The 18933-nt window shown below is 72.7% G+C and carries 18 protein-coding genes and 1 pseudogene; 5 read left to right on the forward strand and 14 right to left on the reverse strand.

What is annotated here, in order from left to right; all coding sequences use genetic code 11:
• Window positions 1-18: 18 nt before the first annotated feature.
• Window positions 19-849 carry a maleylpyruvate isomerase family mycothiol-dependent enzyme gene (locus FHS39_RS14965; protein WP_184349840.1) on the forward strand — a complete coding sequence of 277 codons (831 nt, stop codon included), beginning with the start codon at window positions 19-21 and terminating at the stop codon, window positions 847-849.
• Here FHS39_RS14965 and FHS39_RS14970 read toward each other — a convergent pair.
• The 6 genes from FHS39_RS14970 to pdhA form a co-directional block, all read right to left on the reverse strand.
• Window positions 839-2164 (reverse strand): MFS transporter, encoded by a 1326-nt coding sequence (locus FHS39_RS14970; RefSeq protein ID WP_184349841.1) that lies wholly within the window; start codon window positions 2162-2164, stop codon window positions 839-841. The genes FHS39_RS14965 and FHS39_RS14970 overlap by 11 nt on opposite strands.
• On the reverse strand, window positions 2161-2823 hold the full coding sequence (locus tag FHS39_RS14975) for a GntR family transcriptional regulator (RefSeq protein WP_184349842.1): 663 nt from the start codon (window positions 2821-2823) through the stop codon (window positions 2161-2163). Before FHS39_RS14975 ends, FHS39_RS14970 begins: the two co-directional genes overlap by 4 nt.
• 82 nt (window positions 2824-2905) lie before the next feature.
• Window positions 2906-3727, reverse strand: a complete 822-nt coding sequence (locus FHS39_RS14980; protein WP_184349843.1) for a helix-turn-helix transcriptional regulator — start codon at window positions 3725-3727, stop codon at window positions 2906-2908.
• 216 nt (window positions 3728-3943) lie between these two features.
• The gene (locus FHS39_RS14985) at window positions 3944-5392 is read right to left on the reverse strand and encodes a dihydrolipoamide acetyltransferase family protein (protein ID WP_184349844.1); all 1449 of its coding nucleotides are present in this window, start codon (window positions 5390-5392) and stop codon (window positions 3944-3946) included.
• 21 nt (window positions 5393-5413) lie between these two features.
• On the reverse strand, window positions 5414-6394 hold the full coding sequence (locus FHS39_RS14990; protein WP_184349845.1) for an alpha-ketoacid dehydrogenase subunit beta: 981 nt from the start codon (window positions 6392-6394) through the stop codon (window positions 5414-5416).
• The gene (gene pdhA, locus FHS39_RS14995) at window positions 6394-7536 is read right to left on the reverse strand and encodes a pyruvate dehydrogenase (acetyl-transferring) E1 component subunit alpha (RefSeq protein ID WP_184349846.1); all 1143 of its coding nucleotides are present in this window, start codon (window positions 7534-7536) and stop codon (window positions 6394-6396) included. Before pdhA ends, FHS39_RS14990 begins: the two co-directional genes overlap by 1 nt.
• Window positions 7537-7910: 374 nt before the next feature.
• Between pdhA and FHS39_RS15000 the strand changes: the two genes are divergently transcribed.
• The 3 genes from FHS39_RS15000 (at window position 7911) to FHS39_RS15010 (ending at window position 10170) form a co-directional block, all read left to right on the forward strand.
• Entirely contained in the window at window positions 7911-8570 is a 660-nt protein-coding gene (locus FHS39_RS15000; protein WP_343069587.1) for a response regulator, read from the forward strand.
• A gap of 94 nt (window positions 8571-8664) precedes the next feature.
• Window positions 8665-9099, forward strand: a complete 435-nt coding sequence (locus tag FHS39_RS15005; RefSeq protein ID WP_184349848.1) for a pyridoxamine 5'-phosphate oxidase family protein — start codon at window positions 8665-8667, stop codon at window positions 9097-9099.
• Between the two features lie 15 nt (window positions 9100-9114).
• Entirely contained in the window at window positions 9115-10170 is a 1056-nt protein-coding gene (locus tag FHS39_RS15010; protein ID WP_184349849.1) for a phosphotransferase, read from the forward strand.
• Between the two features lie 23 nt (window positions 10171-10193).
• Here FHS39_RS15010 and FHS39_RS15015 read toward each other — a convergent pair whose 3' ends face one another.
• Entirely contained in the window at window positions 10194-11792 is a 1599-nt protein-coding gene (locus FHS39_RS15015; RefSeq protein WP_184349850.1) for a protein kinase domain-containing protein, read from the reverse strand.
• Window positions 11793-12131: 339 nt separating this feature from the next.
• Between FHS39_RS15015 and FHS39_RS15020 the strand changes: the two genes are divergently transcribed.
• Window positions 12132-13799 (forward strand): protein kinase domain-containing protein, encoded by a 1668-nt coding sequence (locus FHS39_RS15020; RefSeq protein WP_184349851.1) that lies wholly within the window; start codon window positions 12132-12134, stop codon window positions 13797-13799.
• A 75-nt stretch (window positions 13800-13874) separates the two neighbouring features.
• Here the strand turns inward: FHS39_RS15020 and FHS39_RS15025 are convergent, their stop codons facing one another.
• The 7 genes and pseudogenes from FHS39_RS15025 to FHS39_RS15055 all read right to left on the reverse strand — a co-directional run bounded on the left by FHS39_RS15025 (window position 13875) and on the right by FHS39_RS15055 (window position 18933).
• Window positions 13875-14435, reverse strand: coding sequence for a bacterial proteasome activator family protein (locus FHS39_RS15025; RefSeq protein WP_281396840.1), 561 nt, complete (start codon window positions 14433-14435; stop codon window positions 13875-13877).
• A 172-nt stretch (window positions 14436-14607) separates the two neighbouring features.
• The gene (locus FHS39_RS15030) at window positions 14608-15126 is read right to left on the reverse strand and encodes a hypothetical protein (protein ID WP_184349852.1); all 519 of its coding nucleotides are present in this window, start codon (window positions 15124-15126) and stop codon (window positions 14608-14610) included.
• Window positions 15127-15245: 119 nt separating this feature from the next.
• Window positions 15246-16223: an NAD(P)H-quinone oxidoreductase gene (locus tag FHS39_RS15035; RefSeq protein WP_184349853.1), complete on the reverse strand. Its 978-nt coding sequence runs from the start codon at window positions 16221-16223 to the stop codon at window positions 15246-15248.
• Window positions 16224-16232: 9 nt separating this feature from the next.
• Window positions 16233-16441 (reverse strand): annotated as a pseudogene (locus FHS39_RS15040) (Ion channel protein); the annotation flags it as partial.
• Window positions 16425-16658 carry a hypothetical protein gene (locus FHS39_RS15045; RefSeq protein ID WP_184349854.1) on the reverse strand — a complete coding sequence of 78 codons (234 nt, stop codon included), beginning with the start codon at window positions 16656-16658 and terminating at the stop codon, window positions 16425-16427. The gene FHS39_RS15045 and the pseudogene FHS39_RS15040, both read right to left, overlap by 17 nt.
• Window positions 16655-18082 carry a molybdopterin molybdotransferase MoeA gene (locus tag FHS39_RS15050; RefSeq protein WP_184349855.1) on the reverse strand — a complete coding sequence of 476 codons (1428 nt, stop codon included), beginning with the start codon at window positions 18080-18082 and terminating at the stop codon, window positions 16655-16657. The genes FHS39_RS15045 and FHS39_RS15050 overlap by 4 nt, the downstream gene beginning before the upstream one ends.
• The gene (locus FHS39_RS15055; protein WP_343069589.1) at window positions 18079-18933 is read right to left on the reverse strand and encodes an NTP transferase domain-containing protein; all 855 of its coding nucleotides are present in this window, start codon (window positions 18931-18933) and stop codon (window positions 18079-18081) included. The genes FHS39_RS15050 and FHS39_RS15055 overlap by 4 nt, the downstream gene beginning before the upstream one ends.

Consider the following 18933-nt stretch of genomic DNA (forward strand, 5'->3'; position numbering starts at 1 on the left):
CGCCCGAGGGATCCGCCCGTGACAGTCCACCCCAGCCTCCAGCCCGTCATCGACGCCTGGACCCATTCCATCGAAGCGATCAACGAGTTGGTGAAACCGCTCGCCGAGAGCGACTGGAACCGCGCCACGGAGTGTCCGGGCTGGTCCGTACGCGATGTGGTCTCGCACGTCATCGGCGTCGAGTGCGAAATGCTGGGCGAGCCACGGCCGATCCACACGCTGCCGCGCGATCTCTACCACGTCACCGACGAGTTCACGCGCTACATCGAGGTGCAGGTCGACGTGCGGCGCTGTCACACGGCGCTGGAGATGACGGCGGAGCTGGACTACACGATCCTCAGGCGCTGCCGGCAGCTGCGCAACGAGACGCGCTCCCCGCGGGCCACGGTCCGCTGGCCGCTGGGCAGCGGCAGCGAGCAAACCCTCGAACGGGCCCTGACTGTACGGGCGTTCGATGTGTGGGTGCACGAGCAGGATCTGCGCCGGGCCCTGGGAATGCCGGGGAACCTGGATTCGCCTGCGGCCGTCGTCGCCCGGGACTTCCTGCTGCGCGCGCTGCCCCGGGTGGTGGCCAAGGACGCGGGGGCGTGGCCGGGTTCGACGGTCGTCTTCGACGTCGGCGGGCCGCTGGAGTTCATGCGCACGGTCCGGGTCGACGCGCAGGGCAAGGCCACGATCGACGGCAGCATCTCGCTGGGCCCGACGGTGACCTTCGCGACGGACTGGGAGACCTACGCCCGGCTGGCCTGCGGCCGGGTCCGCCCGGAGGCGGTGGCGGACCGGATCAAGGCGGGCGGCGACGCGGAGCTCGCGGCCGCGGTCCTCGGCAATTTCTCGGTCACCCCCTGAGCCCTCCCGGCTCCCCGACCGGCACGTGCACGGTCTCCACGCGCGAGGCCACGATCCGCTCCCGCTCCCGCCGGCTCGCCCGGCCGCGCAACCGCAGGACCTGCCACAGCCCCAGCGCCTGGAGCACGAACACCGAGGCGAACGCGGCCTTGTAGTCGTCCCCGGTCGCGTCCAGCAGGACGCCGACGGCCAGCAGCGTGGTGATGGAGGCGGTGAAGCCGCCCATGTTGACGATGCCGGAGGCGGTGCCCTGCCGCTCCGGCGGATTGGCGGGCCGGGCGAAGTCGAAGCCGATCATCGAGGCGGGGCCGCAGGCGCCGAGCACCGCGCACAGCAGGACCAGCAGCCACATCGGCGCGTGCGCGCCGGGCCAGACCAGCACCGCCGCCCACAGCAGCGCGGTCGCCGCGACCGTGCCCAGCGCCAGCGGCAGCCGGGCTGCGTGGTGGCGGCTGATGACCTGCCCGTAGACCAGCCCCACGGCCATGTTGACCAGGACCACCAGCGTCAGCAGTGAACCGGCCGTGCCGCGCGAGAGCCCCTCGGCCTCCACCAGGAACGGCATCCCCCACAGCAGCAGGAACACCATGGCGGGGAACTGGGTGGTGAAGTGCACCCACAGCCCCATCCGGGTGCCCGGCTCCCGCCAGGTCCGCGCGATCTGCTGCCGCACGAAGCCCTTGCCCTTGTGCGCCACGGGCGTCGGGGCACGGCCCTCGGGGTGGTCCCGCAGGAAGAACAGCATCAGTACGAGGACGACCGCTCCGGCGCCCGCGCTGCCCGCGAAGGTGGCCGTCCAGCCCTCGCTGTGCAGCAGCCGGGCCAGCACCAGCGTCGAGACCAGGTTTCCCGCCATCCCGAACAGCGCCGCGACCTGCGCGATCATCGGCCCGGTCCGGGCGGGGAACCAGCGCGCCCCCAGCCGCAGCACGCTGATGAACGTCATCGCGTCGCCGCAGCCCAGCAGCGCGCGGCAGGCGAGCGCGGCGGCGTAGGAGTGCGAGAGGGCGAAGCCGAGCTGCCCTCCGGTGAAGAGAACGATGCCCAGCGCGAGCACCTTCTTGGTGCCCAGCCGGTCGACCATCAGGCCGACGGGTATCTGCATGCCCGCGTAGACGAGCAGTTGGAGTATGGAGAAGCCGGCCAGGGCCGAGGCGTTGATGTGGAACCGCTCGGCCGCGTCGATCCCGGCCACGCCCAGGCTCGTGCGGAAGATGATGGCGACGAAGTACACCGCGACGCCGATGCCCCACACGGCGACGGCGCGCCGTCCGCCGGGAGGGTCGTCGGGCAGCGCCGCGGCGCTGCGGCTCATCGGACCTCACCCCGCGCCAGGTGCCGCACCCAGCCGACGTGCCGGTCGATGACGCGGACGGCCTCCTGGGCGTCCCCCGCGCGCAGGGCTTCGAGGATCTCGGTGTGTTCGGTGTGGTTCTTGGTGATCCGGTCGGGGTGGGCGTGCATCAGGGCCACGCCCATCCGCAACTGCCGGTCGCGCAGCTGGTCGTAGAGGCGGGAGAGGATCTGGTTCCCGGCGCTGCGCACGATCTCCGCGTGGAAGGCGCGGTCGCTGACGGAGACGGCGGCCAGGTCTCCGGCGGCGGCCTGGCGGCGCATGGCGTCGAGGAGTTCCTCCAGCCGTGCGATCAGGCCCTCGGGGGCGGGCACGGCCTTGGCGGCCGCGTGCTTCTCCACCAGCAGCCGGGTCTCCACCACGTCTGCGATCTCCTGGGCGGACACCGCCAGCACGAGCGCCCCCTTCTTGGGGTAGAGCTTGAGCAGCCCCTCCCCCTCCAGCCGCAGCAGCGCCTCTCGTACCGGTGTCCGGGAGACGCCTACGGCCTCGGCCAGATCGCCTTCGGTCAGCAGCGTCCCGCCCTCGTAACGCCGGTGCAGTACGGCGTCCTTGACGTGCGCGTACACCCTCTCGGCGGCTGGGGGTCGTCTGGTCTGGACAGCGGGAGAGGGTGCCATGCGCACAGCATAGATACAACATGGGTGCGTGAGCAGTCCCGGTCCGCCATTCGGACCACGCGAGGGGGGACGCGGGCGGCCGTCAGACCCCCGCCCAGCCGTCCGCCGGAGTGATGAAGACGAATCGCAGGTCCGGGCGTTGTATGGGCAGCAGCACATGGGTGGTCACCCTGATCTCGGCGTTGCCGTGGTACGGCAGGCGCAGCCGGAAGTCGTGGCCGTCGCGGTGCTCGACCACGTCGTACTCCTCGGCCCAGATGCGGCGGCAGTCGGCGTCGGCTTCGAGGATGTCGCGGACCAGGGTGCGCAGTTCCTCGTTGCCGGGGTTGCTGTTGGAGGCGACGCGGAGCATGGCGAGGTAGATGCGGGCGCAGCTGTCCTCCCAGTCGAGCATCTGCTCGCGGGCCTCGGGGTGCAGCAGGGCCCAGCGCATGAGGTTGGGCTGGGGGCGGGTGACCCAGGGAAACCATTCGCCCATCAGGGAATTGGCCGCGACGACATTCCAGGCGACGTCGGAGAGATAGGCGGGATAGGAGACCTGCTGTTCCAGCAGGGCTTTCACGCCTCTGGGCAGATCGGACCGGTCGCGGCCGGATTCGGGCGGGCGGCGGCCGCAGACGGCGAGAAAGAGCGTGAGGGTCTCCGCCTCGCTCAGCCGGAGCGCCTGGGCGACCCGCAGCAGAAAGCTTTCGGAGAAGTCCTGGCGGCGGCCCGCCTCCAGCGCCCGGTACCAGCCCTCGCTCACCCCGGTCATCCGGGCCACGTGCTTCTGGGAGAGCCGGCGCCCCGGGCGGGGAAAGACTCCCCGCAGCTCGGGGAGGGTCCGGGCGTCGACGCGCGCGCGCCAGCCGCGGAGCAGGCGGCTGATGGATTCGCCGTCCACCCGGTCCACCGCAGCCTCCATTTCCGACACTGCAAGTGTCGGTCAATCTTAAGTAATTTGCTTAGCACGGGCCATTTGGCACCCGACCAGGGGTGCTTTCTGCCCGAGGCCGCTCCGTACACGGACAGAGGGCCCGGACGACTGCTCTCTCCTCGCTGGAGGGGGGTGAGGAGAGAGCGTCCGGGCCCTCTGTCCTGTTGTACTTCCGAACGTCGTACGTCGGCGGCTATTCGCCCGTCACGCCCAGGTAATGAGGCGCTTGGGGTTTTCCAGGACGGCCGCGATGTCGGCGATCACCTTCGAGCCGAGCTCGCCGTCGACGAGCCGGTGGTCGAACGAGAGTGCCAGGGTGGTGACATGGCGCGGCTTGACCTTGCCCTTGTGCACCCACGGCTGGAGCTTGACCGCACCGAAGGCGAGGATCGCGGACTCGCCCGGGTTGAGGATGGGCGTGCCGGTGTCGACGCCGAAGACGCCGACGTTGGTGATGGTGACCGTGCCGCCGGACATCGCCGCCGGGGTGGTCCTGCCCTCGCGCGCCGTCGCCACCAGCTCGCCCAGCGCCTGCGAGAGCTCGGGCAGGGTCTTGGTGTGCGCGTCCTTGATGTTCGGGACGATCAGGCCGCGCGGGGTGGCGGCGGCGATGCCCAGGTTCACGTAGTGCTTGAGAACGATCTCCTGGTTCTCCTCGTCCCAGGCGGCGTTGATCTCGGGGTTCCGCTTGATGGCGACGAGGAGCGCCTTGGCGACGATCAGCAGCGGGTTGACGCGCAGTCCGGCCATGTCCGGGTCGGACTTGAGCTGCTGGACGAGCTTCATGGTGCGCGTGACGTCGACGGTGATGAACTCCGTGACGTGCGGCGCGGTGAAGGCGCTGTGGACCATCGCCTGGGCGGTGGCCTTGCGGACGCCCTTGACGGGGATGCGGGTCTCGCGGCCCTCGGGGGCGGCCTGTGCGACGGCGGCCGGCGCCTCCTCGGCGACGGGCTGCGCCGTGGCGCTCACGGCCGCGTGCACGTCGTCGCGGGTGACGACCCCGCCGGGGCCGGTCGGGGTGACCGCGGCCAGGTCGATGCCCAGGCTCTTGGCGAGCTTGCGCACCGGCGGCTTGGCCAGCGGACGGGCGCCGCCGGCTGCCTCCACGGCGGCCGGGGCCGCGGGCTGCGCGGGGACGGCCGGTGCCGCGTGTCCGTTCAGCTCCGCCTGGACGGCGGCCGCTACGGAGGAGCGGTCGGCGTCCGGACGCGCCTTGCGGGGGCGGCGCTTGGTGGAGGAGGGGGCGGCTCCGTAGCCGACGAGCACGGCCTGGCGGCCCTGCGGCTCCTCGTCCTCGGCGGGGAGGGCGGGGGCGGCGGACACGGTGCTCTCGGCGTGGGCGGCCGTCGCGGCGGGGGCCTCCTCCGCGGGCCCCGCACCGGGCTGGGTGTCCACGGAGATGATCACCTGGCCGACGTCGACCGTGGTGCCCTCGGGGAAGCGCAGCTCGTGCACCACCCCGTCGAAGGGGACGGGGAGTTCGACGGCCGCCTTGGCGGTCTCGACCTCGCAGACCACCTGGCCGTCGGTGACGGTGTCGCCGACGCCGACGTACCACTTGAGGATCTCGGCCTCGGTGAGGCCCTCGCCGACGTCCGGCATCTTGAACTCGCGGAAGCGCTGACCGGCGTTCGCGGTGCTTGCAGTCATGGTCACGACTCTCCTAGGGCCCTAGTACGCCAGCGCGCGGTCGACGGAATCGAGCACCCGGTCCAGGCCGGGCAGGTACTCGTCCTCGAGCCGGGACGGCGGGTACGGGGCGTGGTAGCCGCCGACCCGCAGGACGGGGGCTTCCAGCTGGTAGAAGCAGCGCTCGGTGATCCGGGCGGCGATCTCCGCACCGGCGCCGAAGAAGACGGGCGCCTCGTGGACGACGACCAGGCGGCCGGTCTTCTCCACGGAGGCCTGGATCGCGTCGAAGTCGATCGGCGAGACGGACCGCAGGTCCAGCACCTCGAGGGACTTGCCCTCCTCCTCGGCCGCCGCGGCGGCCTCCAGACAGGTCTTGACCATCGGCCCGTAGGCGACCAGCGTCAGGTCGGTGCCGGAGCGGACCGTGCGGGCGGCGTGCAGGGGGCCGGGGATCGCGGCCGTGTCCAGCTCCGAGCGGTCGTGGTAGCGGCGCTTGGGCTCGAAGTAGATGACCGGGTCGTCGCTCTGGATGGCCTGCTGCATCATCCAGTAGGCGTCGGCGGCGTTGGACGGGGTGACCACCTTCAGGCCCGCCACGTGCGCGAACAGCGACTCGGGCGACTCGCTGTGGTGCTCGACCGCGCCGATCGCGCCGCCGTAGGGGATGCGGATGACGACCGGCAGCTTGATCTTGCCGAGTGCGCGGGCGTGCATCTTCGCCAGCTGGGTGACGATCTGGTCGTAGGCGGGGAAGACGAAACCGTCGAACTGGATCTCCACGACCGGGCGGTAGCCGCGCAGGGCCAGGCCGATCGCGGTGCCCACGATGCCGGACTCGGCGAGCGGGGTGTCGATGACGCGGTCCTCGCCGAAGTCCTTCTGCAGGCCGTCGGTGACCCGGAAGACGCCGCCGAGCTTGCCGACGTCCTCACCCATGATCACGACCTTGGGGTCGTTCTCCAGGGCGGTGCGCAGCGAGGCGTTGATCGCCTTGACGATGGAGAGCTTCTCTACGGCCATCAGTTGCTCTCCTCAGCGAAAGACGCCTGGTAGGCGGCGAATTGTGCACGCTCTTCGTCGACCAGGGCGTGGCCGTCGGCGTAGATGTTGTCGAAGATCGCCATGTCGTCGGGGTCCGGCATGGTCCGGACGGCGTCGCGCACCCGCTTGGCGAGGGCGTCGGCCTCCTCCTCCAGGGCGGTGAAGAACGCCTCGTCGGCGTGGCCCTCGCGCTCCAGATGGGCGCGCAGCCGCAGGATCGGGTCCTTGGCCTCCCACAGCTCGCGCTCCTCGTCCCGGCGGTACTTCGTCGGGTCGTCCGAGGTGGTGTGGGCGCCCATGCGGTAGGTGAAGGCCTCGATGAGCATCGGGCCCTCGCCGGAGCGGGCGCGCTCCAGCGCGGCCTTGGTGACGGCCAGCACGGCCAGCACGTCGTTGCCGTCCACCCGGACGCCGGGGAAGCCGTAGCCCTGGGCGCGCTGGTAGAGCGGGACGCGGGTCTGCCGCTCGGTGGGCTCGGAGATCGCCCACTGGTTGTTCTGGCAGAAGAAGACCACCGGCGCGTTGTAGACCGCCGCGAAGGTGAAGGCCTCCGCCACGTCGCCCTGGCTGGAGGCGCCGTCGCCGAAGTAGGCGATCACGGCCGAGTCCGCGCCGTCCTTGGCCACGCCCATGGCGTAGCCGGTGGCGTGCAGCGCCTGCGAGCCGATGACGATGGTGTAGAGGTGGAAGTTGTTCTCGTTGGGGTCCCAGCCGCCGTGGTTCACGCCGCGGAACATGCCCAGCAGGTTGGTGGGGTCGACCCCGCGGCACCAGGCGACGCCGTGCTCGCGGTAGGTCGGGAAGACGTAGTCGTCGTCCCGGGTGGCCCGGCCGGAGCCGATCTGGGCGGCCTCCTGGCCCAGCAGCGAGGCCCACAGGCCCAGTTCGCCCTGGCGCTGCAGGGTCGTCGCCTCCCCGTCGAACCGGCGGGTCAGCACCATGTCCCGGTACAGGCCGCGCAGTTCCTCGGGCGACAGGTCGATGGAGTAATCCGGGTGCTCGACCCGGTCGCCTTCCGGCGTCAGCAGCTGTACGAGCTCGGGCTCACCGGCGGCCTTCTTGGCTCCGGCGCGCTTGCTGCTGCGTCGCGGCTTGCGCGCGGCAGTGCTGTCCACGGTCACGTGTGCTCCTCCGTCTGTCCGGCCCCCGGGGTTGCCGGCGGCCAGAGGGGGTCCCCCCGCCGTCAGGCGGAGAGAGGCTCGCTCGATCCCCGACGGCACACGGGGTGGGTGTGCCGAGGCCGGAACCGGGCGTGACAGGTGCCCCGGCGAATGGCCTGCAATAAGCACGTTACCCAGTGGGCGGCATTCCTGCGAAACCCCCCTTGACCTGCGATTTTGCTTGGATTTCCAAGTAAATCGGCAAAGCGGGTCCCTATGCCTGGCCAATCACTGGCCAATCCACTGGTCACAGCCTTGCGGCCGCATGCCGGAACGGGGGCACGTTATCCCGGAGGACAAGAGCAGGGGAAGGGTCGATGTGTGAGACTGGCCCTGTGCGCGAACAAGGAAAAATCACGGTATTTCTGCTTGACGACCACGAGGTCGTGCGCCGTGGGGTCCATGAGCTGCTCGCCCAGGAGCCCGACATCGAGGTGGTCGGAGAGGCCGGAACGGCCGCCGACGCCCTTGTGCGCATTCCCGCCACGCGCCCCGATGTGGCCGTACTGGACGTTCGTCTTCCGGATGGCAGCGGAGTCGAAGTATGCCGTGAGATCCGTTCGCAGGACGAAAACATCAAATGCCTGATGCTCACTTCCTACGCCGATGACGAAGCGCTCTTCGACGCCATCGTGGCGGGCGCCGCGGGCTATGTCCTGAAGGCCATTCGCGGCAATGAGCTGCTCTCGGCGGTGCGGCACGTGGCGGCCGGGAAATCCCTGCTCGACCCGGTGGCGACGGCCCGGGTGCTGGAGCGGCTGCGCGACGGCAAGGGCACCCGCGGTGACGACCGGCTCGCCTCCCTCACCGACCAGGAGCGCCGCATCCTCGACCTCATCGGCGAGGGCATGACGAACCGCGCCATCGGCGAGCGGCTGCACCTCGCCGAGAAGACCATCAAGAACTACGTCTCCAGCCTGCTGTCCAAGCTGGGCATGGAGCGGCGCTCGCAGGCGGCCGCCTACGTGGCCCGGATGCAGGCCGAGAAGCGCTGAGCCCGTGGAGGGCCCTCAAGAGGACCTACGTCCCGCCCCATCAGGGGCGGGTGCCCCTACGCCGCCCGCGGTCCGGGGCGGCACAGTGGTGCGCATGCCCTCTGCGTCGTACGACGAACACCGTGCACTCCAGCTGCTGGCCGGCACCCCCTACGGCCGGATCTCCGTGAGCATGCGCGCGCTCCCCTTCGTGACCGTGGCCCGGCACGTCGTCGTCGGCCGGAAGGTGCTGCTGCGGCTGCACGGCGGCTTCGGCTACGCCCGCGCCTGCGACGGCAGCGTGGTGGCGTACGGCGCCGACAACCTGGCCGACCGGCGTGCGGGCGACGAGTCGGTGTGGACCGTGCAGTTCGTCGGCACGGCGCGCGTCTTCGACCCGGACCCCGCGGAGCTGGCACTCTTCGGCCGTGCGCCCAGCACCGCCGACGACGCCCCCTTCATCCCCGAATACCTGTGCATAGAACCCCAGTTCATCACTCTGCACCACCTTGAGGGCGTTCCCGTGCGAGTGGCCGCGCACTCTTCGTGAACTAACATTTGGGACGTGCCGCGCTCACTTGTATCCACCCCCGCCCCACCGGACAGCGGCACCCTGCGCACCCTTCTGCACCGCTATGCGCACGCGGGCGAGCCCGTCTCCTGCGAACCCCTGACCGAGGGCCTGCTCAACCGCGGCTATCGCCTCTCCACCACCCGGGGCCGCTTCTTCCTCAAGCACCACCTCGACGGCGACCGCGAGGCCATCGCCCGCCAGCACGAGGCCACCCACCGCCTGGGCGCCCTCGGCCTGCCCGTGGCCCCGCCCGTCGCCGACACCGAGGGGTCCACCGTCGCCGTGCTCGGCGGCCGCTGCTACGCCCTGCACCCCTGGATCGAGGGCCGCCACCGCGACGGCGGCGAGCTGACCGCGGCCCAGTCCCGCCGCCTCGGCGCGCTGCTGGGGCATGTGCACACCTGCCTGGAGCAGGTCATGGAGGGCCCGGAAGGGGCCTGTGCGGGCGCTGGAGCGGCTCCGGACGCCGCGGCGGACCCCGAGGACACCTTCGCCCTCATCGAGGAGCTCCTGGGGCTGGTGCGCCGGGGCACGGGGAGCCGTCCCCGCGACGCCTTCGACGAGCTGGCCGAACACCGGCTCGTGGAGCGCCGCGCGCTGCTGGAGCGGCACGCCCACCGCCGCCCGCCCGCGGCCGTCACCCCCGCCCGGGGCTGGGTGCACGGCGACTTCCACCCGCTCAACCTGCTCTACCGGGGCGCCGAACCCGCCGCGATCATCGACTGGGACCGGCTGGGCGTGCAGCCCCGCGCCGAGGAGGCGGTACGGGCCGCCGTGATCTTCTTCCTGCGGCCCGACGGCACGCTGGACCTGGCGAAGATACGGCCGTACTCCCGCGCGTACCGCAGGGCCACCGGCGCGGACGCCGCGGAGCTGGCCGCCGCCGTGCACCGGGTGTGGTGGGAGCGGCTCAACGACTTCTGGATGCTGCGCTGGCGCTACCAGCTGGGCGACCACCGCGCCGACCCCGGTTTCCCGGCGTCGGCGGCGCTGTCGGTGTGGTGGACGCGCGCGTACGAGTCCGTGCGCGACGCGTTCACCGACTGACGGCCGGGCCGCGGCGGCCGGCGTCAGCCGGTGGTGCCGCGGACGGTGCCGCCCCCGGTGCCGCCGACCGGCGGCGTGGGCGGGTTGGGCGTCGGCTGCTTGCCGTCGTCCGTCGGGCCGGCGGTCGGACCGCTGGTCGGGCCGGTGCTCGGCTGCTCGGCCGTCGGACCCGTGGTCGGCCCGTGCGACTGGCGGCCGGTCGACTCGTCGGTCGGCTCCTGGGTCCAGCCGCCCGTGCCGTTCTGGTCGCTGGTGTCGCCGCCGGTGGTGCCGCCCTGGTTGGGGGTCGGGTTGGTGTGCTTCTTGCCGGGCGTGGACGCCTCGGGGGTGGGCGACGCGGGGGCCGAGGTCTGGGAGTCGGTGGTGTTGCTCTTTTGGTTGTTGTGGTTCGTCGTCTTGGACACCATGAAGTAGCCGCCCACCGCCACCGCGATCACCGCGATGGCCGCGACCAGCCACAGCACGCCCTTGCCGCCGCCGCTCCGGCCCCGGCCGCTGCCACGGCCGCCGTAGCCGTCGAAGCCGCCGTCGTTACCGGCACCGGCGCGCTGCGGGATGAGCGGCTGCTGCGAGGTGTCGCCGTGCGGCGGGTGCTGCATGGCCGTGGTGGCGCCCATGCCCATGCCGCCCAGCACCTGGGTGGAGGCCGTGACGTGGTCGATCGGGCCGGTGTTCCACACGCCCGTGTGGCTGCCCGCGTCGTGCAGCATCTGCAGCGCGTACTGGACCAGCCCGCGCATCTCCTCCGCGCTCTGGAACCGGTCGTCCGGGTCCTTGGCGAGGGAGCGCATGACGAGCCCGTCCAGCTCCGGCGGCACCGTCTCCAGCACCTGGGACGGCGCCACGGGGGTGTCCTGGACGTGCTGGTAGACCACCGACAGCGGGGTCTCGCCGGTGAACGGCGGGCGCAGCGCCAGCAGTTCGTAGAGGAGGCAGCCGGTGGCGTAGAGGTCCGAGCGGGCGTCGACGGTCTTGCCGAGGGCCTGTTCGGGCGAGAGGTACTGCGGGGTGCCCATGACCATGCCGGTCTGGGTCATGGTGGACGCCGCGCCGTGCAGGGCGCGGGCGATGCCGAAGTCCATGACCTTGACGGCGCCCGTGTTGGTGATGATCACGTTGGCGGGCTTGATGTCACGGTGCACGATGCCGTGCTGGTGGCTGTAGGCCAGCGCTTCCAGCACGCCCGAGACGATGATCAGGGCCTGCTCGGGCGGCGGCGCGTCGGCGTTGAGCAGCAGGTCGCGAATGGTGCGGCCTTCAACCAACTCCATGACGATGTACGGCACGACGTTGCGGCCGACGGTGTCCTCGCCGGAGTCGTAGACGGCGACCACGGCGTGGTGGTTCAGGCCGGCGACGGACTGTGCCTCGCGGGTGAAGCGGGCCTTGGAGACCGGGTCCTCGGCGAGGTCGGCACGGAGCAGCTTCACCGCGACCGTACGGCCGAGGCGCACGTCCTCGGCGGCGAAGACCTCCGCCATGCCGCCGCGGCCGAGACGGTGGGTGAGGCGGTAGCGGCCGTCGCCGACCAGCCCTCCATTGCCCCACATTTCAGGCACATCGGGCATTCCGCCCCCGTTGGCGTCAGGGTCGGGACCCTGGGCGCTCTGCGTCTGTGCCATCAGTCCTCGCCGTCGTGTCTGGTCCGGCTTTTCGCGTGAGAGGCGAATGCGCGGGGAAAACGGTCTTCCGCTAGGGCACGCTACAGCCTTCGAGCCGTGTGCCGGTCCGGGATGGACCGGCTATCAAACCCGTACCGGTACGAGCAAGGCAAATCCCGTGACGGCTTGTCGCGCAGACGGTCACGGAACGGGCACGCGGCTTGACGTGCCCGTGACCTCGGGCAGACTTGGCCGGGATACGACGAAGAACAGCTGGATCAGACCCTGGGACCGAAGCGGTCCGGGCCTGGTCGGCGGGACCGGGCACGCCGGGCAGGGCGCCGAGGGGGAAGTAACACCATGAGCCAGGACGGCGCACAGGGCCGGTACACGGGGCGAGCTGTCGGCGGTGGGCGCTATCAGCTGCGCGACCTGCTCGGCGAAGGCGGCATGGCATCCGTGCACCTGGCCTACGACTCGGTGCTGGACCGCCAGGTCGCCATCAAGACCCTGCACACGGAGCTGGGGCGCGAGGCCTCCTTCCGCGAGCGGTTCCGGCGCGAGGCCCAGTCGGTGGCCAAACTCACGCACACCAACATCGTCTCGGTGTTCGACACGGGCGAGGACGACCTGGACGGGTCGACCATGCCGTACATCGTCATGGAGTACGTCGAGGGCCGCCCGCTGCGCTCCGTGCTCGACGAGGACGTCACCCACTACGGCGCGATGCCCGCCGACAAGGCACTCAAGATCACCGCCGATGTGCTGGCGGCCCTTGAGGTCAGCCACGAGATGGGCCTGGTCCACCGCGACATCAAGCCCGGCAACGTGATGATGACCAAGCGCGGCGTGGTCAAGGTCATGGACTTCGGCATCGCCCGCGCCATGCAGTCCGGCGTCACGTCGATGACCCAGACCGGCATGGTCGTCGGCACCCCGCAGTACCTCTCGCCCGAGCAGGCGCTGGGGCGCGGCGTGGACGCCCGCTCCGACCTGTATTCGGTCGGCATCATGCTCTTCGAGCTGCTGACGGGCCGGCTGCCCTTCGACGCGGACTCGCCGCTGGCCATCGCCTACGCGCACGTCCAGGAGGAGCCGGTCGCGCCCTCCACGATCAACCGCTCGATCCCGCCCGCCGTGGACGCGCTCGTCGCCCGCGCGCTGAAGAAGAACCCGAACGAGCGCTTCCCGAGCGCCGAGGCCATGCGCGACGAGTGCGCGCGGGTGGCGAGCACGGCGCAGGCCGCGCCCGCGCCCACGATCGTGTCGGGCGTGCCGCCGCGCAGCGGCGCCGGGGTCGGCTCGGCCGTTTTCCCGCCCGTGGACGGCCACGCGCCCGCTCCGGGCCCGCACAGCGTCCAGACCCCGTACCAGCCCCAGCCGGGCCCCCAGGGCCCGTACAGCGGCGGCTACGGGCCTTCCACGCCGCCGCCCGCCCCGCAGAGCTACCCGACGCCCGCCCCGGCCTACCAGACCGGTCCGAGCACCCCTCCGCCGTACTCGGCGCCCTCCTCCTCCGGCCAGGGCGGCGGCAAGAACAACAAGCCGGTGCTCATCGGCTCGGGTGTCGTCGCCGTGCTCGCCGTCATCGGCGTGATCGCCGCCGTCGCGCTCAACGGCGGCGGGAAGACGGACGACGCGAGCAAGAACAAGCCCTCCCAGTCGGCCGCTTCGGCCGCCCCCGCGGGCGGTACGGGTGGTACGAGCGGCTCGGGCGGCACGACCGGCAAGCACCGGGACGGCGACAAGTCGAAGACCATCGACAAGGAGAAGTGCACGCAGGCCTACGACGTCTACAACGACAAGACGAAGAAGTCGGCGCCGGACTTCCGCTACATGTACATCGACTCCGTGAAGGAGTGCCTGCAGGCCGCCGGTTGGAAGTACCGGGTGGACACGCAGAACGAGAACACCTGGGGCCAGGGCACCGTGCTCAGCCAGACGCCGGACGCGGGCGACCCCTTCGACCCGAAGTCGCCGAGCTCGGAGTTCGTGCTGACGGTGTCGACGGGCGAGCCGTCCTCGTAAGCCGCTTGTGCGAAAGGCCGGTTGTCGCGGACGACAACCGGCCTTTCGCTTTCGAAAGAGCTTGCAGACAGCGCTTTACAGATACGGCCCGGACCGCGCGCCACCGTGCTGCGGGCCGTCGTGGTCGTCCTCGCCCAGGACACCGGCCGGCAGCGCCCTGCGCATCTGCTCCAGCTGCGCGCGGGCGGCCATCTGCTGGGCGAACAGCGCCGTCTGGATGCCGTGGAAGAGGCCTTCCAGCCAGCCGACCAACTGGGCCTGCGCGATGCGCAGTTCGGCTTCGGTGGGGATCGTCTCGTCGGTGAAGGGCAGCGACAGCCGCTCCAGCTCCTCCACGAGCTCGGGAGCGAGCCCGTCCTCCAGCTCCTTGACGGAGCTGTGGTGGATCTCCTTGAGCCGGACGCGGCTCGCCTCGTCGAGAGGCGCGGCCCGCACTTCCTCCAGCAGCTGCTTGATCATGCTGCCGATGCGCATGACCTTCGCGGGCTGTTCCACCATCTCCGTCACCGGGACCTCGCGCGGCTCGTCGTCGCCCTCCCCGCCGCCGGGGCTGGCGCTGCCGAGAGCCATGCCGTCCGGTCCCACGACCAGGACGTGCGGGCTCTCCTGCGACCGTTCATTCCTCGGCATATCCATGCCGCCATTCTCTCGCACAGGTGATTTCCCCCTCTTGATGCCCCCGTACACGCCTGATCCACCGCCCCATTGCGCGGGGCGCACCGGCAGCACGTGGGCGGACGGCACTCACTCTTCCGTATCGCCGCACTCCCCGGCGTACGAGCCGCGGCGCGGCGCGCGGATCCGCGCGCTACCGCCTGCGGAGCCGCAGCGCGAGGAAGCCGAGGCCGAGGCCCGTCAGCGTCATGCCCGTGCCCAGCGGCAGCACCCGCATCACATGGGGCGCGGGCTCCGCCTCGTCCTTGCGCACGGGCCCGTGCCGGGCGGGGGCGGGGGCCTGCGAGGGCCGCGGGGCCGGGTCGCCTCCCTCGCCGTCGCCGTCGGCCGGCAGGGCCGCGGCCGGCCCCTTCGGCGCCCCGCGGCGCGGTGTGGCGCCGGGGCTGCCGCCCGGGGGGCCGGCGGACGAGGCGTCCGTACGGCCGGGGTGTCTGCGCCCCTCGCCCGCGACCGTCCCGGCGAGTTCGCCGGCGCCGGGCGAGGGCGGTGCCGAGGGGAACACCGTGGTGGACGTGGTGGCCGCCGCCGGTGGCGGCGGCCCGTCCGTGGGCTCGCGCTCCTGCGCCGACGCCGGGCCCTGGGATATGAGGGCCGCCGCCAGCACCAGTCCGGGGAAAGCCACCGCGCGGAACCCGCCGGCCCTGCCGCTCATGCGCCACCCTCCGTGAAGAGTCGTCGCCCCCTGCGGACATGCCCACCCTCACACGGCCCCGTGGTGCCCGGCACGCCGGGCCGCGTCCGGTCGGGTGAAAACCGGGCTCCAGGCAGGGCTCAGGCGGTCAGCAGCACCTTGCCGACGTGCGAGCTCTCCTCCACCACGCGGTGCGCCGCCGCCGCGTCCCGCATCGGCAGCGTGCGGTCGACGACCGCCCGTACCCGCCCTCCGGCGATCAGGGGCCAGACGTGTTCGCGCACGGCCGCCACGATCGTCGCCTTCTCCGCGAGCGGGCGGCCGCGCAGCGAGGTCGCGGTCACCGCGGCCCGCTTGGCCAGCAGCTTGCCGAGATCGAGCTCGCCCTTGCGGCCGCCCTGAAGGCCGATGATGGCCAGACGGCCGTTGACGGCGAGGGCGTCGACGTTGCGCTCCAGGTACTTCGCCCCGACGATGTCGAGGATCACGTCCGCGCCGACCCCTCCGGTGACCTTGTGCAGTTCTTCGACGAAGTCCTGCTCGCGGTAGTCGATGAGGATGTCCGCACCCAGCTCGCGGCAGCGCTCCAGCTTCTCGGGGCCGCCCGCGGTGACCGCGACGCGCGCCCCGACCGCCTTGGCCAGCTGCACGGCCATGGTGCCGATGCCGCTGCCGCCGCCGTGCACCAGGAGCGTCTCGCCGGGCCGCAGGTGCGCCACCATGAAGACGTTCGACCAGACGGTGGCGGTCACCTCGGGCAGCGCCGCCGCCGAGAGGACGTCCAGGCCGGCCGGTACGGGCAGCAGCTGGCCCGCCGGCACGCAGACCTTCTCCGCGTATCCGCCGCCCGCCAGCAGCGCGCACACCTCGTCGCCGACGGACCAGCCGCTCACCCCCGGCCCGATCGCCGCGATGCGGCCGGAGCACTCCAGGCCCGGGTAGGGGGAGGCGCCGGGCGGCGGGTCGTAGAAGCCCTGCCGCTGGAGCAGGTCGGCGCGGTTGACGGCGCTGGCCACGACCTCGACCAGGACCTCTCCCGCTCCGGGCGCGGGGTCGGGGACCTCCGCCCACACCAGGGCCTCGGGTCCGCCGGGTACGGGAATGGTGATCGCATGCATGCCGCGAGGCTACTCCCGCGGCTGCCGGGCGGCTTGGGGTGCGCGCTGGCGCCCGTCCTGCGCCGGGCGGGCCCGGACGATCGTGATCAGGCGGTCCGTCGCTTGCAGGGGCCCGCCTCGGGGTCGTCGTAGGCGAGCAGCCGGTGGCCGCGCAGCACGGAGACGACCAGGTCGTCGGTCTCCCGCACGCCGCGCCCGACCTCAAATTTGACTACCGGCTCGTTCCGCGATGTCGACGCGGCCGTCGGCGTTGTCGTGGTAGCCGCCGCGGTCCGCGTAGACGATGAGGATCGTCGCGGCCATCACCAGCAGGGCGACGACGATGCGCCGGGCCACCTGGCGGAGCGGGGCCGCCGTGTGGCGCGGCAGTATGACGCGGAAGCGGGCGCCGGGCGCGCCGTCGCGGGCCGCCGCGTCCTGCGCGGGCAGCTTCACCCGGCGCTCCCTGCCGCCTCCGTCTGCCAGGGCAGGCGCAGGAGTTCGACTTCGGCGCCGCGGGCCGCGCCGCCGGGCGGTACGACGGCCAGCGCGTCGGCGGCGGCGAGGCCGCGCAGCATGGCGGGACCGTGGAAGCGCAGCAGGCGGACCCGGCCGCCGTCCTCCCGGGTGACGGGCACCAGGCGGGTGTCGGCGGACGGTCCCGGTACGGACTCGGTGAGCCGGGCCGGGTGCGGCCACGGCGCGGCGAGCCGGCCCGAGAGCGTGCGCAGCAGGGGTTCGGCGAGGGTCAGCAGGGCGGCGACGGCGGCGAGGGGGTTGCCGGGGAGCCCCACCAGGTGCCGTCCGCCCTCCAGCCGGGCGAGCAGCATCGGGTGCCCGGGGCGTACGGACACGCCGTCGACGAGCAGTTCGGCGCCGAGGCGGGCGAGGGCCGGGCGCACGTGGTCGACGGGGCCCGCGGCCGTGCCGCCGGTGGTCAGCACGAGGTCGGCGGCCGAGCCTTCGAGGGCGGCGTGCAGCGCGTCGGCGTCGTCGCCGAGGCGGCGGGTGACACTCACGTCGGCGCCCAGTGCGTGCAGCCAGGGGCCGAGCATGGGGCCGAGGGCGTCGCGGATCCGGCCCTCGCGGGGCAGGCCGTCGGCGAGCAGTTCGTCGCCGAGGACGAGGACGTCGACGCGGGGGCGGGGGGTGACGGTCAGCTCGTCGTAGCCGGTGGCGGCGGCGAGGCCGAGGACGGCGGGGGTGACGAAGGTGCCGGCGGGCAGCAGGGGGTCGCCGGTGCGGCACTCCTGGCCGCGGGGGCGGATGTCCTGGCCCTGGGTGACGCGGCGGGTGGCGTGGAGCTCGCCCTGGCCGGTGACGGTGCCGTGCTCGCTGCGCAGGACGGCGGTGGCACCGGGGGGCACGCGGGCGCCGGTGGCGATGGGCACGGCCTGCCCGTCGCACAGGGCGTCCTCGCCGGGGTCGTGGCCGGCCAGGATGCCGGTGCCGTCCCGGGGCAGCCGCCAGGGTCCGGGGCCCGCGACGGTCCAGCCGTCCATGGCGGAGGTGTCGAAGGCCGGGAGGTCGGTCAGCGCGGTGAGCGGAGCGGCGAGGGTGTGCCCGAGGGCCTCGTCGAGCGCCCGGGCACACGGGGCCGGCGGCTCGGCGGCCGCGGCGGCGACGGCGCGGGCGGCGGGCCAGGCGGGGGCGCGGGGCGCGGTGGTTTCCGGGGCTTCGGGTGCCTGGGGGTCTGCTGCGGGCGACCGCTGGGCCGGGGGTGTGGCGAAGGGGTCGCCTGCGAACAAGTCGTCGGTGAAGTCGGGGAGCGGGCGGCTGGTGCGGGGCGGCGCGACGCGGGGGCGGCGGTCGTCGGCGAAGAGCGCCAGCACCTCTTCGGTGGCCCGGTCGAGGGCGGCGTCGGCGTCACGGTCCTTCATGAGGGCCCGCCGGGGGTGGTCGGGCCGGTCTCCTCGGCCCACCGGGCGGCCAGGGCCGCCGCCTTGCGTGCGCCTTCGGCCACCGCCTCGGGACCGCCGCCGCTCAGGGCCGCCGCGTATCCGACGAGGAAGGTCGTCAGCGGCGCGGCGGGGCGGGCCACGCCGTGCGCGGCGTCGCGGGCGAGGTCGAGGAGGCCGGTGGTGTCGACGTCGAGTTCGATGCCCAGCTCGGCCTTGACCGCGGAAATCCATTCATCCAGCACGCTCCCATGGTCCCTGATGCGTGCGCGGGCCGTGCCGACGTCCTCCCAGGTGTCGCAGTCGAAGGAGGCGGTGGGGTGGTGGAGCCGGGTGAGCGACAGCTCGCCGGTGAGCAGGCGCAGGGGCAGGCCGGTGAGCGTGCCGTGCTCGGCGGCGAGCAGGGCGATCTCGCGGCGCAGCGGCTCGGTGCCGTAGGCGCCGACCAGCGGCTGCTCCGCGCCGCCCGCGTCGGCGAGGAGGGCGCCTTCGGCGCCCGCGGCGCGGGCGGCCTCGACGAGCTCGCGCACCGTCTGCGGGCCGAGGAAGGGCAGGTCGGCGGAGAGGACGAGGACGTGCTCGGCCGAGACCTGGCGCAGCCCGGCGGCCAGGGCGGCCAGCGGGCCGCCGCCGGGCGGCTCCTCGCGGGCCCAGGCCACCGGGCGGGCCGTGGGGCGCCGGGGCCCCACGACGACCGTCCGCCGGGCGTCGGTGCAGGCGCCCAGGACCCGGTCCAGCAGCGGCCGTCCGCCGACCTGCAGGCCGGGCTTGTCCACGCCGCCCAGGCGCCGGGCGGCGCCCCCGGCCAGTACCACCGCGTCGTATTCCGTCAC

Origin of the sequence: Streptomyces olivoverticillatus, assembly GCF_014203555.1 — a bacterium.
GTDB classification, from domain to species: domain Bacteria; phylum Actinomycetota; class Actinomycetes; order Streptomycetales; family Streptomycetaceae; genus Streptomyces; species Streptomyces olivoverticillatus.

Bases quoted from the DNA above. Each gene is read 5' to 3' on its own strand.
- FHS39_RS14970 (WP_184349841.1), bottom strand. From the start codon at position 2,164: ATGAGCCGCAGCGCCGCGGCGCTGCCCGACGACCCTCCCGGCGGACGG.
- FHS39_RS14975 (WP_184349842.1), bottom strand. From the start codon at position 2,823: ATGGCACCCTCTCCCGCTGTCCAGACCAGACGACCCCCAGCCGCCGAG.
- FHS39_RS14980 (WP_184349843.1), bottom strand. From the start codon at position 3,727: ATGGAGGCTGCGGTGGACCGGGTGGACGGCGAATCCATCAGCCGCCTG.
- FHS39_RS14985 (WP_184349844.1), bottom strand. From the start codon at position 5,392: ATGACTGCAAGCACCGCGAACGCCGGTCAGCGCTTCCGCGAGTTCAAG.
- FHS39_RS14990 (WP_184349845.1), bottom strand. From the start codon at position 6,394: ATGGCCGTAGAGAAGCTCTCCATCGTCAAGGCGATCAACGCCTCGCTG.
- FHS39_RS15005 (WP_184349848.1), top strand. From the start codon at position 8,665: ATGCCCTCTGCGTCGTACGACGAACACCGTGCACTCCAGCTGCTGGCC.
- FHS39_RS15015 (WP_184349850.1), bottom strand. From the start codon at position 11,792: ATGGCACAGACGCAGAGCGCCCAGGGTCCCGACCCTGACGCCAACGGG.
- FHS39_RS15020 (WP_184349851.1), top strand. From the start codon at position 12,132: ATGAGCCAGGACGGCGCACAGGGCCGGTACACGGGGCGAGCTGTCGGC.
- FHS39_RS15025 (WP_281396840.1), bottom strand. From the start codon at position 14,435: ATGGATATGCCGAGGAATGAACGGTCGCAGGAGAGCCCGCACGTCCTG.
- FHS39_RS15030 (WP_184349852.1), bottom strand. From the start codon at position 15,126: ATGAGCGGCAGGGCCGGCGGGTTCCGCGCGGTGGCTTTCCCCGGACTG.
- FHS39_RS15035 (WP_184349853.1), bottom strand. From the start codon at position 16,223: ATGCATGCGATCACCATTCCCGTACCCGGCGGACCCGAGGCCCTGGTG.
- FHS39_RS15050 (WP_184349855.1), bottom strand. From the start codon at position 18,082: ATGAAGGACCGTGACGCCGACGCCGCCCTCGACCGGGCCACCGAAGAG.